The following is a 15,628-nucleotide window of genomic DNA, read 5'->3' as shown; positions in this document are numbered from 1 at the left end:
GTCGTGACCTGCGGCAGGGCAGCGCAACCCCACTCTTTTCGCGCACCCGCTCCCGGGCCGTGGCTCCCCCCACACCGAGTTCGCGTACGCGTACCGGGCACACGAGCGTGCCCGCAGAACAGGAGCCGTCGTGGCAGTGAGGGTGTGGAGGCCGGGGACCGTCGGTGCGGCGGTCGTCGGTGCGGTCGTCGCGGTGACGCTGGGGGCCGGGGGCACGGCGAGCGCCGCCGGGTACACCGGGGTGGCCGGGCCCTGGAGCAGTGCCGCCGCGCTGACCGGGGCCGACGGGCAGCAGACGCTGATCGACGTGCGCACCGCCGGTGACGGCACGGCGTTCGCGCTGTGGCAGGACCGGGCCGCCGGCGCCGACACCTGGGACTACGAGGTCTCCGTGAAGGCCGCCGGCGGCACCGCCTGGGGTACGCCGCACACGCTGGCCACCGGCCGGTCCAAGGGCGCCCGCGCCGAGCTGACCGTGACCCCCACCGGGCAGGCCGTGGTGACCTGGCTGGCGGGAGGCGGCTCGGGCGGCGACCCGACGGCGCTGGCCGCCACCTGGAACTCCGCCCAGGGCGGTTGGTCCGCACCCGCGCCGATCGCGACGACCACCGGCGTGTACCTCGGAATGCCCCGGCTCGCCGCCGCGGCCGACGGCACCCTCACCGCCGTGTGGGACCAGGGCGGGTTCGCCGACTACGACGTCATGACCGCCACCCGCGCCCCCGGCGCCACCACCTGGTCCACCGCGAAGCCGCTGGCCCATGTCACCACCGGGTCCGTCTACGACCTCGCGCTCGCCGTCGCCCCCGACGGCGCGGCCACCGCCGTCTGGGACGTCTACGACCAGCTCCCGGAGGAGGGCGAGGACGCCCACACCGTCCACACCGCCACCCGCGCCTCGGCGGGCGGCGGCTGGAGTGCCGCCGCCCCGCTGCCCGGCACCGCCGGCGCGACCGGCACCGTGCGGGTCACGATGGACGCCAAGGACGCCACCACCGTCCTCTGGCGGGCCGCCGCCGGTGGCGCTGCGGACCTCAAGTCCGTCAGGCGGACCTCCGTGTCCGGTGGGTGGGGCGCTCCGCAGACCGCGGTCGCCGCCATCGACCCCAGCGACGAGAGCGAGCCGCTCACCGCACCCAACGGTGACCTCACCTATGTGTGGGCCGGGTGGAGTTCCACGGCCGGAACCCCTGTCGTACGGACCGTCACCCGGACCGCGAGCACCGGCACATGGTCGGCGCCGAAGACGCTGTCGACCGGTTATGTGAAGTGGGACGTCTCCGCGTCCATAGGCGCCGACGGCACCGTCCAGGTCGTCTGGCCGCAGACCCCGGGCATCGACAACGGCGACGACAACTACCTCCAGTGGGCCGTCCGCCCGGCCGGCGGCACCTGGAGCAAGGCGACCGCCCTCAACAGCGCGCCCGTCCCCGCCGTCCCCGACGCGAACGCCCTCTCCGGCGAGGTCACCGCGGGCCCCGACGGCCGGGCCACCGTCGTCTTCCGCAAGGCGGTGGACATCTCCCCCGGTGACTTCACCTCCCAGCTGTCCGCCCAGTCCCAGACCCTGCTGACCAAGCCGAAGGTCACCTCCCGGGCCGCCGTCAGCGGCACCGCCCGCACCGGCTCCAAGGTGACCTGCGACGCCGCATGGGCCGGCTACCAGACGACCGTCGCCTGGTCCTGGCTCCGTGACGGTACGACCATCACCGGCGCCACCGGCACGTCCCGCACGCTGACCTCCGCCGACTACAAGCACCAGGTGTCCTGCCGTGCCAAGGTCAGCAACGGCGCCGGGTCCGTCACCTCCACCTCCCCGGCCGTGACCGTCGCCGTCGGCCCCGCCCTGAAGGCCGTCACGGCACCCGCCGTCACCGGCACCGCCAAGGTCGGCTACAAGCTCACCGCCGCCCACGGCACCTGGTCGCCGTCCGCCACCTCCTACACGTACTCCTGGAAGCGCGACGGCACGACCATCACGGGCGCCACGCGGTCGACGTACGTCCTGGTCGGGGCCGACCGGGGCCACAAGATCACCGTGAAGGTCACGGCGAAGCGGTACGGCTGGACCAACGGGTCGGCCACGACCGCCGGGGTCGTCGTGCGCTGAGCCGCGCGGACACCGACGGACGCCCGGCCGGGGGACTCCCGGCCGGGCGTCGTCATGAGGGCCCGGACAGCCGGCATCAGGACCGCCGGGGCATGGGCAGGGGCAGCGATCTCAGAGTCGTCTCGGGGATCACGTGGTCCAGGAGGTGCAGGGGCGCGGCGGTGACCCCGGCCGCCTCGGCGGCGTCCCAGTGGGCCAGGGCGTGGGGGAGGTCCACCAGGCCGTGGGTCGGGGGGAGTTCCGTGCCGTCGTGGCGGGCGTGGAGCAGCGACTCCAGACGGCAGGACGCGAGGGTGCCCGGCAGATGGGGCTGGAACCGCGTGCCCTTGGCGGCGCCGGTGCGCGCGAGGGCCGGGAGGTCCGCCGACAGCCGGGTCTCGGCGGTCGCCACCGCGAGCAGTCCGCCTCCGACGAGCAGCACGTCCCGCTCGCGCCCCATCCGGTCGAGTGCCCGCGCGGTGTCGAAGCAGTGCGGGAAGGAGTCGTCCACGACGATCGTGCCGGGGCGGAGCCGGTCGACGTCCAGGAGGGCCGTCGGGCCGCTCACCGCGGTGACGATGAGGTCGGCCGCCTCGTACAGACCGGACGGCAGGCCCTCACCGGCGCCCGTGGACTCCAGGACCTCTACGGCCGTGCCGGGACGGTCCGCCGACAGTTCGGCGGCGAGACGGCGCAGCCGAGGGAGGCTGCCCGGCAGGTCGCAGAGGAGCAGCCCGGCCGGCGGGCGCGGGCTGCGGGCCAGCAGCAGCCGGAGCGACGACATGCCGATGGAACCGCAGCCGACGACCGCGAGGGTCAGTGCGGCGAGGTCCCGGCCGGTCGCGGCGAGCGCCGCGTGGACGGTCTTCACGACGGCGACGGTGGTCGTGGCGTGGCCGGTGGTGAGCGCGGCGGGGAGCGAAGCGGCGGCCGTGGCCGTCGTGGGGGCGGTTTCCCGGAGGACGTCGTAGCCGTAGCCGGTCAGGGCCGGGATCACCCCGGCGAGGGAGACGGAACGGGCGCCGAGGGCGAGGGCGTGCTCCACGGCTCGGGCGGTGCGGGCGGCCAGAGGGGCCTGACCGGCCCCGGCTGCGGGAGTGCGGGTCAGCTCGTCGGCGAACAGCGGCAGGGCGAGGAAGCCGGACGTGCCGAGGGGCGTGGTCGTCGTCTCCAGCAGCCGCGGGCGGCCGTCCGGGAAAAGGAGCGCCCGGAGCTGTTCCCGGCCGGGCACGGCGTCCGGGGGCAGACCCGCGTACGCGGCCAGGTCGCGGGGCGCGGGCAGATAGCCGACGAGCGCGGCGTCCAGGGGTGCGCTGCCCTCCAGCTCGTGGCACAAATCCCTTGCGAACGCGGCCAGTTGTTCCTCGGTGAGGGCGGTCGCCGACGCGCGGACGGTGACGCGTACGCCGTCGGCCGAGGGGCGGACGGCCAGGAAGACGTCCGTGCCCACGGGCGGCGGGGCGAGCGCCGTGTCCGTGTCGTCGGGGAGCACGGTCAGCGCCGTGCCGGCCGGGGCGCCGAGGGAACCGAAGTCCAGGAACGTGAAGAAGAACTGGGCCGTACGGGGCAGGCCCTCGTCCGTCCGCGGGTCCGGCGGACCGGCGGTCCGGGCAGCGACCACCTCGGCGGCGACCCGGCGCAGGTCCTCCACGAAGGGGACGGGTGCCTCACCGCGCACCGGCGGGCGGACGGCCACCGCCTCCGCGAACGGGCCGAACACCCGGTGCGCGTCGGGCACGCCGTCGTCGCGTCCGGTGACCGCGAGGCCGAGCACCAGGTCCCGTCGGCCGGTGAGGCCGGTGAGAGCGCGGTGGTACGCGGTGAGGAACGGCGCGTACGGCGTCGTCCCGGCGGCACGGGCGAGCCGGCGCAACGCCTCGGCGCGGCCGGCGTCGACGGTGAAGCCGGCGGTGTGGAAGCCGGGGGACGGGGCGGTGCCGTCGGCGGGGCGGGACGCGCGGAGCACGGGCGGCGTGTACGGGGCCCGGTGCCGGGCGAGGTGGTCCGCCGTCTCCGGGGACGGCGACGGGGCCCGGCGGGCGGCGCGCAGCTCCACGTGGTCGCGGAAGGTCGAGCGCAGCGGTTCCAGCCCGTCGGACAGTCCGGCGGCGAAACGGTCGTGGACGGTGAGGAGTTCGCGGGTGAGCAGCGCGGCGCTGTAGCCGTCGCCGATGAGGTGGTGGGCGTGCACGACGAGGACGTGTTCGTCGGCGGCGACCGCGAACAGCCGCAGCCGCAGCAGCGGCCACGCCCACGGCTCGAACCGCCGCCGCGCCTCCTCGGCGACCCGCCGCTCCAGCAGCCCCGGATCGCTCAGCGCCTCCGTCTCCACCGGCAGCCGCAGCGTGTCCGGCAACTCCTGCTGCACGGGCGGGCGCGCCCCGGCCGGGAACACGGTCCGGAGCATCGCGTGCCGGGCCACGAGGACGTCCACCGCGCGCTGGAACAGCTCCGGGCGCAGGGGCCCGCGGATCCGGAAGCGGGCCAGCCACGCGGAGTCCGCTGGGCCGCCGGAACCGCCGGGCGCACCGGAGGAGAGCGCGTCGGCCAGGAGGAAGCCCCGCTGGGAGGGGGTGAGGGGGTAGGGGGTGACGGCGGCGGTGGGGGACGCGGGGGCGGCCGGGGCGGCTTCCGCGACGGGGACCGCGGTGGCCGCCGCCGTGTCGTCGGCCGTGTCGATGGCCGCCGCCAGCGCCCTCAGGGTGCGGTGCGTGTAGACGGCGGTCGGTCGTGGCAGGAGGCGGTGGCCGTCGCGCAGACGGGAGAACAGCTCCAGCACCGTGAGGGAGTCCCCGCCGAGGACGAAGAAGTCGTCCTCCCGGAAGACCTCGGGCACGTCGAGGAGTTGGGACCAGGCGCGGGCCAGCAGCCGTTCGGTGGGGGTCGCCGGTGGGGTGCGGGGCGCTGTCCGCCCGGTCGCCGCGGTGGGCTCCTCCGGTACGGCGGCGGCCCGGTCTGCGGGCGGTTCCGGCGTGGGTGCGGGTGTGCCGTGGTCCGGGGGCGGCGCGAGACGGTTGCGGTCGATCTTGCCGGTGCCGGTCAGGGGGAGGGAGGCGAGGGTGTGGATCCGGGCCGGGAGCATGTACGGGGGGAGCGTCCGGGACAGGAAGGCGCGTACCTCGCGGGCGTCGGGCCGCGCCGCCCCGGCCCGGGGCTCGACGTACGCCACGAGCCGCCCCTCCCGCAGCAGGACGGCGGCGCGGGCCAGGCCGGGGTGGGCGAGGAGCGCGGCCTCGACCTCGCCGAGTTCGACGCGGTGGCCGCGGACCTTGACCTGGTCGTCGAGGCGGCCCAGGAACTCCAGTACCCCGTCGGCCGTGCGGCGGACGCGGTCGCCGCTGCGGTACCAGCGCCGCCCGTCCCGTTCGGTGAAGGCCGCCGCGGTGAGGTCCGGGTCTCCGAGGTAGCCGGGGGTGAGTCCGGTGCCGGCGATGAGGAGTTCCCCGGCCTCCCCGGGCGCGCACGCGCGGCCGTCGGCGTCGACCACGGCCAGTTCGGTGCCGGTGACGGGGCGGCCGATGGGGAGGTGGCGGACGTCGTCGGCGGGGCGGGTGTCGATGATGTGGCAGGTGGCGTTGATGGTGGCCTCGGTGGGGCCGTACAGGTTGGCGACCCGGTGGCGGGCCCGTCGGACGCCGGAAGGGGCCGGGTAGGCCGTCGCGTCGAGGAGGTCGAACCAGCGGCGGACGTGGGCCGCGGGGAGGGCCTCGCCGCCCACGTGGACCCAGCGCAGGGCGGAGAGGTCCGGGGGCGTCGCCCCGTCGGCGCGGACGCGCTCCTCGGCGGCGGTCAGGAGGCGTTCCCAGAGCGTCGGAACAGAGCTCCACACCGTGATCCGGTCCGCCACGACCCGGTCGAGGAGCGCCTCGGGGTCGCGCAGCAGATCCCGGGAGACGGTGTGCACGGTGGCGCCGACGAGCAGCGGGGCCAGCAACTGCCGTACGGAGGCGTCGAAACAGACCGACGCGGTCTGCGCCAGCCGGTCGCCGGGGCCGTAGCCGAAGGTGGCCAGCGCCCAGTCGAGGTAGTTCGCCATGGACCCGTGGGTCACGGGCACGGCCTTCGGACGTCCCGTCGAGCCGGAGGTGAAGATGACGTACGCGACGGCGTCGGGGTCGTAGGGCTCGGCGGTGCCGACGCCGGGGTGGCCGGGGTCGGCGGGAACTTCCCGGAGGAGGGGGGCGGCGGGGCCCTTGGGAAGGACCGGGGCGGCGGGGCCGTCGGCCGGGGGCGGGCCGCCCGGGAGCGGCGTGGCGACCTCCGCCGTGACGACGGGGACGACGCCCGCCAGCCGGGCGGCGGTCTCGTGGGTCGCCGGGTCGCAGACCAGGACGCGGACACCGGTACGGGCCAGTTGGTCCCGGTGCCGGGCGCTGGGGTGGGTGGCGTCCAGCGGTACCCAGCCGGCGCCGGCACGAAGGATGCCGACCACTCCGGTGACGGCGGCGGTGCCGCCCGGTTCGGTGAGCAGCCCGACGAGGTCGCCTGGGCGTACGCCGTGGGCGCGGAGCCCGGTGGCGAGCGAGGCGGACGCGGTGTCGAGGGCCGCGTAGGAGAGGACGGCGCCGCCGGTGTGGACGGCGACGGCCTCGGGCGTGGCGCGGAACCGCGCGCACAGCCGCTCGACGATGCCGGGCCGCCCGGCGCCCCTCGGCTCCGCCCCGGGAACCGGGGCCGGGGGCGGCGCGGGCCGGTGCGTGGTGGGCTCGGTGGTCGGGGGCGAGGCCGGCTCGGTGGTCGGGGGCGAGGCCGGCTCGGTGGTCGGGTGCGTGCTCGGCTCGGCGGCCGGCCCAGCCGACTCGGCGACCACCGCGCGCAGTTCGGAGACATACGCGTCGGCGAGACGGCGTACCGTCCCGGGGCGGAACAGGGCGGCCGGGTGGTTCCAGGAGAGGCGCAGGCTCGCGTCGGCCTCCCAGCACAGGAGGCCGAGCCGGGTGGCGGCGGTGGCGGTGGCCGCGGCCGTCGGGGTGACGGTGACGGGCCAGTCGGGGCCGTGGACCACCGGGAAGCGGGCGAAGCTGAATCCCGCCTCGGCGACCGTGCGCGGCGCCGGTCCCGTGGCGGGCCGCACCTCGCCCAGCAGCCGGGCGAGGTCGGCGCTGCCGGGCGTCGCGTGCGCCTCGGCCTCCCGCCAGATCTCCCGGACCCGGCCGGCCAGCGCGGTCACCGGCTCGTCGGGGCCGACCGTCACGAACAGCGGCAGGGTGTCGGCGAGGGGCCCCACCAGACGGTCGACACCGGCGATCGCCGCCTCGCGGCGCGCCCGCGCCACGTTCACGGCGACGTCCGGCCGTCCGCTCCACCGCGCCAGGCACCGCCCGTAGGCCGCCAGCATCAGATGGAACAGCGACACCTCGCGCCGGGCCGCGACCTCACGCAACCCGGACGTCAACTCCTCGTCGAGCTCGGTGCGGTGGTGGACCAGCGGCGGCGCCGGGGGAGCGTCGGGATCACCGTCGTAGGGAAGGGCGGGGGCGGAGGACGCGGTGGACGTGTGCGCCGCGGTGAGACGGTCGCGCCAGTACCGCAGGTCCCGCTCGTACGCCGGTGAGTGCCGTTCGGCGGAGAGGGCGGTCGCATAGGCGCCGAACTCGTCCGACAAGGACGGGAGTTCGCGGGGCGGTGTCGGTTCGTCGCCCCGCGCGAGTGCGGTGTAGAGCGACCAGAGGTCCTCGCTCAGCACCTTGAGGCTGTAGCCGTCGGCGGCGGCGTGGTGGACGACCAGGAGGAGATGGGCGAGGTGCGCGTCGTCGTGGTCGGGGACCAGCACGGCTCGTACCGGATCCTCCGAGGTGAGGTCGAAGGGACGGTTGCAGAGGGCCCGTTCGAGGTCGGCCAGGGCGCGCGGACCGGCCGGGACCCGCCGGACCTCGTACCAGACGGGGCCGGCGTCGGAACCGGGAGCGTCGAGGATCTCGGCGGGTGCGGCGTACTGGCGCGGACGGGGCCCGTCGTCACTGGTCAACCGCATCCGGAGCATGGGGTGGCGCCGGGCCAGACGCGCGAGCGCCCGGCCGAGGAGCGCGGGGTCGAGGGGGCCGCTGACGCTCTGACGGACATAGCCGTGGGCGGTGAGGCCCTCGTGGAGCGACTCGGTTATGTGGAAGGCGAGTTGGAGGGGGGTGAGCGGGAGGAGGTCGCCATGCCCCCGTGCGGCGGGGAGCGCGGGCGGGGGTGTGCCGGGCGCCCCGGCGGCCAGATGGGCGGCGAGTTCGCCGATGGTGCGGTACTCGAAGAGCAGGGTGGCCGGCAGCGCCCGGCCCAACTCCCTCTCGAGGCGCCGGGCCAGGTCCACGGCACTGAGGGAGTCCAGCCCGAGGCCGAGGAACGGGGCGTCGTCGGCGATGTCCGCCGGGGAACGGTGGAGGGCTTCGGCGAGCAGACGGCGGATGAGGGCGGTGATCGCGGGGGCGGCCGCCTCCGTGGGGGCGGCTGTCTCCGTCGATGCGGCTGGGGCGGGGGTCGGTGCGGGTGCGGGTGCGGGTGCGGGGGCCGGTGCCGGGGTCGGTGCGGGGGCCGGTGGGGGTGCGGTTGCCGGGGCCGTCGCCGTCCGCGAGGTCGTCGCCGGATCCGCCGTGGCCGTCACCAGGACATGGGCCGTGTCCAGGGCGAGCGCCGAGTGGAGGGCGGTGAGGGCGGCGCGGACGGGCAGGGGGGCGAGGCCAAGGGCGCGCAGGCGCTCCTCGGCCCGGGGGCCGCTGGCCAGGCCCGTGTCGGAGACCGGCCCGAAGGCGATCGTCCGCCAGGGGCGCCCCGCGCTGTGCTCCGCGGTGGCGAACGCGTCGAGGAACGCGTTGGCGGCGGCGTAGTCGCCGAGGGCGCCGGACAGGCCGGGCAGGACCGAGGAGACGGAGGAGAAGACGACGCGGACGGCGGTGTCGTGGCCGTACCGGCGCAGCGCCTCCGCGAGGAGGACCGTGCCGCGCACCTTGGCCGCGAGGGTCTCCTCGATCTCGTCGTCCGACTTGCCGCGCAGGCTGCCGGGGCGGGCCGTACCGGCGGCGTGGAGGACACCGTCCAGGGGCGGTAGTCCGGCGACGAGGTCGTCGATCGCGCGGGCGTCGCTCACGTCCGCCGCCTGGTAGCGGGCGCGGGCGCCGAGGGCGCGGAGTCGGGCGAGCAGGGCTCGGGGCGGAGCGGCGGTGCGGCCGGTCAGGACGAGGTCGGGCGTGCCGCGTTCCGCGAGGTCACGGGCGAGCGCGGAACCGAGGCCGCCCGCGCCGCCGGTGATGAGGTAGGTGCCGTTCGGGGGGAGGACGTCGGCGGTCGTCGGGGTGGCGCCGGTCGCGGGGACGGGCGTACGGGTGAGCCGACGGGACGCCCGCCAGGCGACCGTGCCGACGGCTTCGCGGGGGACGTCGCCTTGAGCATGGCCGGGGGCGTCGCCGTGGGCGTCGGCTGCGGCCAACTCCAGCTCCAGCGACCGGAGTCGGACGGCGAGCGGGTCGTGCGAGGAGAGGTCGACGCCGTGGGCGGACAGCGCCGGGTGCTCGTCGGGGAGGGCCAGGGCGAAGCCGTGGAGGAGTGCCCGGGCCGGCCGGGCGCGCTCGGGGGAGTCCCCGGCGCCGGTCGTGTACGCGTCCTCCGTGACGAGCAGCAGACGGGCGGGGGCGGTTCCGAGCAGCGGGAGCACACCCCGCAGGGAGGCGATGGCGTCGGCGGCCGTGGCCGACTCCGGGGTGTCCTCGGCGAACCACAGCACGGTTTCCGGGGTGTTCGGCCCGCCCGGGGACCTGTCGTCCGGCCCCAGCACGGTCACGCCCCGCGTGGCGAGGCGGTCGGCGAGAGCCCCGGCGAGGGCCGTGCCGGCGCCGGCCAGGCGTACGGCGCGGGGGCCCGGGGCGGCGATGAGGGGCGCGTCGCGCCACAGCAGGGGCCGGGGGGCGGGGGCGCCCTCGGGGGCGGGACGCGTCGGGCGGGGTGCCGCCGCGTCGAGGCGCTCCGGCCAGTGGCGCCGCCGCTGGAACGGGTACGTGGGGACGGGCACCCGGCGCTGTCCCGGGCGTACGCGTGCGGAGGCCGTCGGGGACAGCGGTGCCCCGCGTGTCCACAGGCGGCCGACCGTCTCCAGCAGGGCGCGTGCGTCCGGAACTCCAAAGGCGTCACCGTTCGGGGAGACGCTCAGGGCGGGCAGATACGCCACACCGGCGGACGAGGACCCGGCCCCCGCCCCGGCACTCGCCCCGGCCCCCGCGCCCAGCCGGTCGGCGGTGATGGTGCGGACGGGGCCCGAGAGGGTGTCACCCGGTCCCAGTTCGACGAAGGTGTCGTACCCGTCGTCGAGGAGCCGGGCCACGGCCGCGCCGAAGCGCACCGGGCGGGTCGCGTGGTCGCGCCAGTGGGCGGGGCTCAGCTCGGGGCCCCACTCCCCGCTGACCGTGCTCAGCATGGGCACGGCGGCCGGGAGCACGGTCAGGGCCTTCGCGGCGTTGCCGAGCGGGTCGAGCACGGGGTCCAGCGCAGGGGAGTGGAAGGCGTGCGAGACCCGCAGCCGACGGGCGGCGACACCGCGCGCCCCCAGGTCCGCGACGGCACGGTCGACCGCGTCGGACGCGCCGGCGATCACCAGCTGGGTCGGCGAGTTGACGGCGGCCACCGACAGACCGCCGTCGGACGCGGCGATCACGGAGGCGACGGTGTCCTCGTCGCCCCGGACGGCGGCCATGGCGCCCGGCGCGGCCAGTTCGCCGACCAGACGCCCCCGTTCGGCGGCGAAGGCCATCGCGTCGGACAGGGAGAGGGCGCCCGAGAGGTGCGCGGCGGTGAGTTCGCCGACGCTGTGCCCGACGACCGCGTCGGGACGTACGCCCCACGCGCCCAACTGCGCGGCCAGGGCCGCGCCGAACGCGACGAGGAGCGGCTGCGCCACCTCCGTCCGCGCCAGCTCCTCGGGGGCGGCCGACTCGTCCAGGCACCACGTGACCAGGGAGCGGCCGAGGACGGGACCGACGAGGGCGGACGCCTCGTCCAGGGTGTCCCGGAAGGCGGGGGCCGACCGGTACAGCGCGCGGGCCGGGGCGGGGCGTTGCGCCCCTTGGCCGGGGAGGACGAAGACGGTGCGGGGGCGGGCGCGGGCGGGTGCGCCGGCGTCGGCGCGGGCGGCCGCGTCCAGCCGTCGGACGAGGTCGCCGTCGGCCACGACCGCGAGACGGTACGGGGCGTCGTCGCGCGCGGTGCCGACGGCGGCGCAGACGTCCGCCTCGGCGAGGTCGGGCCGTGCCCGGAGGTGGGCGGCGAGACCGGCGGCGGCCGCCCGCAGGGCGCCGGGGTCCCTGGCGGAGAGGGTGAGCAGATGCGGACCGGAGCCACCGGCCACGCCGCCGGCGGACGCGGACGCGGGACGCAGACGCCCGCACCCACAAGTTTCCCCGCAGCCATGGCGGTCGCCGTCGCCGTCCCCACGGCGGTCATCCGCGCCGTCCGAGCCGTCCCCACGGCGGTCATCCGCGCCGTCCGAGCCGTCCCCACGGCGGTCGCCGTCCGGCGCTTGCTCCAGGATGACGTGGGCGTTCGTGCCGCCGAAGCCGAACGCGTTGACCCCCGCCGTGAGAGGACGGCCGTCCGGGGTGGTCCACGGCTCCGGCTCGGTCACGAGACGGAAGCCGGGGGCCGCGTGGGCGAGGAAGGGGGCGGGCCGCCCGGCGTGCGGTGTCGGCGGGAGCCTGCGGTGGGCGAGCGCGAGGACGACCTTGACCAGGGCGGGCATTCCGGCCGCGTTGAGCAGGTGCCCCAGGTTCGCCTTGACCGAGCCCAGCCGTCGCGGGAGCCCGTCGGGGCGGGGCGGGAACGCCTGGCCGAGGGACCGCGCCTCCACCGGGTCCCCGATCGGCGTACCGGTGCCGTGCGCCTCGACGTACGACACGGTGGCCGGATCGACCCCGCACTCGGCGTACGCCCGCGCGATGACCTCCCGTTGCCCGCGCGGTGTGGGCGCGAGCAGGCCAAGCGAGCGGCCGTCGTTGTTCACCGCCGTCCCGCGGACGAGGGCGAGCACCGGGTCGTCGGCGGCGCGGGCCTCGTCCAGGCGGGCGAGTACGACGACGGCGCCTCCCTCGCCGGGCACGAACCCGTCCGCGTCGGCGTCGAACGCCCTGCACCGTCCCGTCGGCGACAGCGCGCCCGTCGCTTCGAGCAGCCGGTGCCCGGTGCCGGTCAGGCCCAGGTTGACCCCGCCGACCACCGCGAGGTCGCACTCCCCGGCCGCCAGGCTCCGCCGGGCCAGGTGCAGCGCGACCAGCGCCGACGAGCACGCGGTGTCGACGGCGAGCGCCGGGCCGTTGAGGTCCAGCACCTGGGAGACGCGGGCGGCGATCAGGTTGGGCAGATTGCCGGTGAGGGCGGCCGGGTGCCGGGCGAGGTCACCGTCGGCGGCCTCGGCCAGGACCTCGCGGTAGCCGCTGTCACCGGTGGCCGCGAACACCCCGACCCTGCGGCCGGCCCGGCGCGGGCCCGCGTACCCGGCACGCTCCAGTGCCTCGTGGGCCAGTTCGAGGAAGATCCGCGCCTGGGGGTCGGTCGCCCGTGCCTCCGCGTCGTCCATCCCGAAGAAGTCGGCGTCGAAGGCCGCCGGGTCGGAGAGGAAGGAGCCGAACGGGGTGCGCGGGCGGGGCCCGTTCCCCCACCGGCCCTCGGGTATCCCGCCGACGGTGTCGCCCCCGGCCTCCAGCAACTCCCAGAACTCCTCGGGCGATTCGACCCCGGGGAACCGACAGGCCACCGAGAGCACGGCCACGGCACCGGAGGGAGCCGCGTCGACACCGGCACGGCCACCGGGACCGTGGGGGGCGGGGGCAGGAGCTGGAGCGGAACCGGTGGCCGATGCCGCAGCCGTGTCCGCTCCCGCCCCCGTGCCCGCCGTCGCCGCCATCACGTACTCCGCGAGGCCCGCCACGGTGTCGTGGTCCCGCAGTGCCCTCGGCTCCACGGTCACCGCGAACGTGTCCTCCAGCCCGGCCAGTACGGCCATCGCCTTCAGCGAGGAGCCGCCGAGGTCGAAGAACCGGCCGTGCGGCCCGATCTCGCCCTCGGGCCGCTCCAACACCCGCGCCCAGATCCGCCACACGGCCTCCCGGACGTCCCGCACCGACCGAGACCCCCCGACCACGGCGACCGTCTCCGCCACGGCGACCGTCTCCGCCACGGCGACCGTCTCCGCCGCCGGGACCGTGTCTGCCGCCGGGACTGTGTCTGCCACGGGGACCGTTTCTGTTGCCGGGACTGTGTCTGGCGCGGGGGCCGTGTCTGCCGCCGGGACTGTGTCTGCCGCGGCGACTGTGTCTGCCACGGGGACTGTGTCTGCCACGGGGACTGTGTCTGGCGCGGGGGCCGTGTCTGCCGCCGGGACTGTGTCTGCCGCGGCGACCGTCTCTGCCGCCGGGACCGTGTCTGCCGCGGCGACCGTCTCTGCCGCGGCGACTGCGTCTGCCGCCGGGACCGTGTCTGCCGCCGGGACTGTGTCTGCCGCCGGGACTGTGTCTGCCGCCGGGACCGTCTCTGCCACGGCGGCGGCCGTCTCCCCCTCCGCGCCCGTCTCCCCCACGGCGGCCGAATGCGTCACCGCGGCCATCTCCCGCACCACAGCCGTCCCCGCCCCGGCGACCTCGCCGTTCCCCGCCGCCGCGTCACCCCAGGGCTTTCTCGCCGCCGCGTCGCCTGAGGGCTTCCCCGCCGCCGCGTCGCCCCAGCGCTTCCCCGCCCCCGCGTAGCCCCAGCGTTCCTCCGCCGCCGCGAACCGCCCGGCCTCGAACCCCTCCCTCAGCGCGCCCCTGCGCAGCTTGCCGCTGGTGGTGCGCGGGAACGCCCCCGGCGGCAGCGGCAGTACCCGTACGTCGTCGTGCCCGAGGGCCTCCCGCAGGCGCCCGGCGGCGGCCCGCAGCACGGGTCCGGCGGTCGCCGCCGGAGGTCTCGCCCACCGGACGAACGCGACGACCCGCTCGCCCCCGCCGTCCAGGTCGGTGGACCCGACGACCGCGGCGGTCGTGCCGGGCGGCAGCCCCGGCGTCGCGGCGACCGCCTCCTCCAGGTCGGACGCGTGGAACGTACGGCCGTTGACGAACACGACGTCCTTGTGGCGCCCGGTGACCACCAGCCGCCCGTCCCGCAGGAACCCGAGGTCCCCGGTCCGCAGCCACCCGTCGGCCCCGAACGCCTCCGCGCTCGCCCCGGGCGCCCGGTGGTACCCCCGCCCCACCTGCGGCCCCCGCACCTCCACCTGCCCCACCCGGCCCTCACCGAGCACACGGCCGACCCGGCCGACCCGGCCGACCCGGCCGACCCGGTCCGGGCTGCTCCCGCTGCCCTCGCCGCCCCCGCCGGTCCGCTCGGCAGCGCCCGAGGTCCCGGTGATCCTGACCTCGCAGCCCGGCACCGGCAGTCCGAGGTCCATCAGCTCCACCGCGCCCGGGCCGGGCGCGGTCTCCACCGCCCGGCCCCGGCTGAGCGCGGCCCGGTCCAGGACCAGCGGCTCGGCGCGCTCGCCCAGCGGCGGCACGGTCACCGCGAGCGTCGCCTCAGCCAGGCCGTAGACCGGGAGCGGGGCGCGCGGGTCGAGACCGGCGGGGGCGGTGTGCGCCAGGAACTCCCGCCAGACGCGCGGGGCGATCGGCTCGGCGCCGACGAGCAGCAGCCGTACGCGGCTCAGGTCGAGCCCCGCGAGGGTGGCGGCCGGGACCCGCCGCACGGCCAGGTCGAGGGCGAAGTTGGCGGCCGACAGCAGGGTCGCGCGGTGCCGGGCCGCGGCCTCGAACCACAGCGCGGGGCGCTTGGCGAAGGACAGCGGTTCGACGCGTATCTGCCGCACGCGCGCGGCCATGGGCACGAGGTGGGTGCCGATGAGACCCATGTCGTGGAAGTACGGCATCCACGTCGCGAGGACGTCGTCGCCGGTGATGGCCATCGCCGTACGGATCTGGCGGAGGTTCGCGAGGACGCCCGCGTGGGTCAGCTCGACGCCCTTGGGGGAGCCGGTGCTGCCGGAGGAGAACTGGAGGAACGCGACGTCGTGGGGCGCCGCCCGGTGCGGTCGCCGCGGCGGACGGCTCTCGCGGAGCGGGTCGAGAGGCAATGCCCTGACACCCGCGTCCAGTTCGTCGAGCAGGGAGGCCGTGGAGGCGTCGACGACGACCGGCGGGCGGCCGAGGAGTTCCCACACCGGTCCCACGCGGCGCGGCTCCGGCGCGAGCGGCACGGGCACGGCGCCGGCCGCCAGGGCGCCCCAGAACATCGGCTGGAAGTCCTCGCCCCGGTCGGCGACCAGCGGCAGCGGGGTGCCCGGTGCGACGCCGGCCGCGACGAGGCCGCCCGCCACCCGCAGTGCCTCGTCGCGGAGTCCGGCGAAGGTGACGGTGTGCTCGCCGCCGTCGCCCCGCACATGAACGACGGTCCGGCCGGGAGCCTCCCGTGCCGCCCCCAGCAGCACGTCCAGCAGCGTCTCGGTCGACGCCTCGTCGTTCAAACCCTCATTCGATCTCTCCACCGTGCGGACCCTACAAGTCGGGCATCGCGGAACAGCACCGGCGCACGGCCGTCGCGTGTTCC

General features: G+C 76.9%; 2 protein-coding genes. One reads left to right on the top strand and one right to left on the bottom strand.

What is annotated here, in order from left to right; all coding sequences use genetic code 11:
* The first annotated feature begins 130 nt into the window (after positions 1-130).
* Positions 131-2,110, top strand: coding sequence for a hypothetical protein (locus ACZ4Z2_RS18550; protein ID WP_468077243.1), 1,980 nt, complete (start codon positions 131-133; stop codon positions 2,108-2,110).
* A 76-nt stretch (positions 2,111-2,186) separates the two neighbouring features.
* On the opposite strand, the gene ACZ4Z2_RS18545 is transcribed toward ACZ4Z2_RS18550, so the two are convergent.
* Positions 2,187-15,566, bottom strand: a complete 13,380-nt coding sequence (locus tag ACZ4Z2_RS18545) for an amino acid adenylation domain-containing protein (RefSeq protein ID WP_468077241.1) — start codon at positions 15,564-15,566, stop codon at positions 2,187-2,189.
* Positions 15,567-15,628: the final 62 nt, after the last annotated feature.

Source organism: Streptomyces sp. NPDC030183, from assembly GCF_055573455.1.
This window is presented reverse-complemented; position numbering and strand designations above follow the sequence as displayed.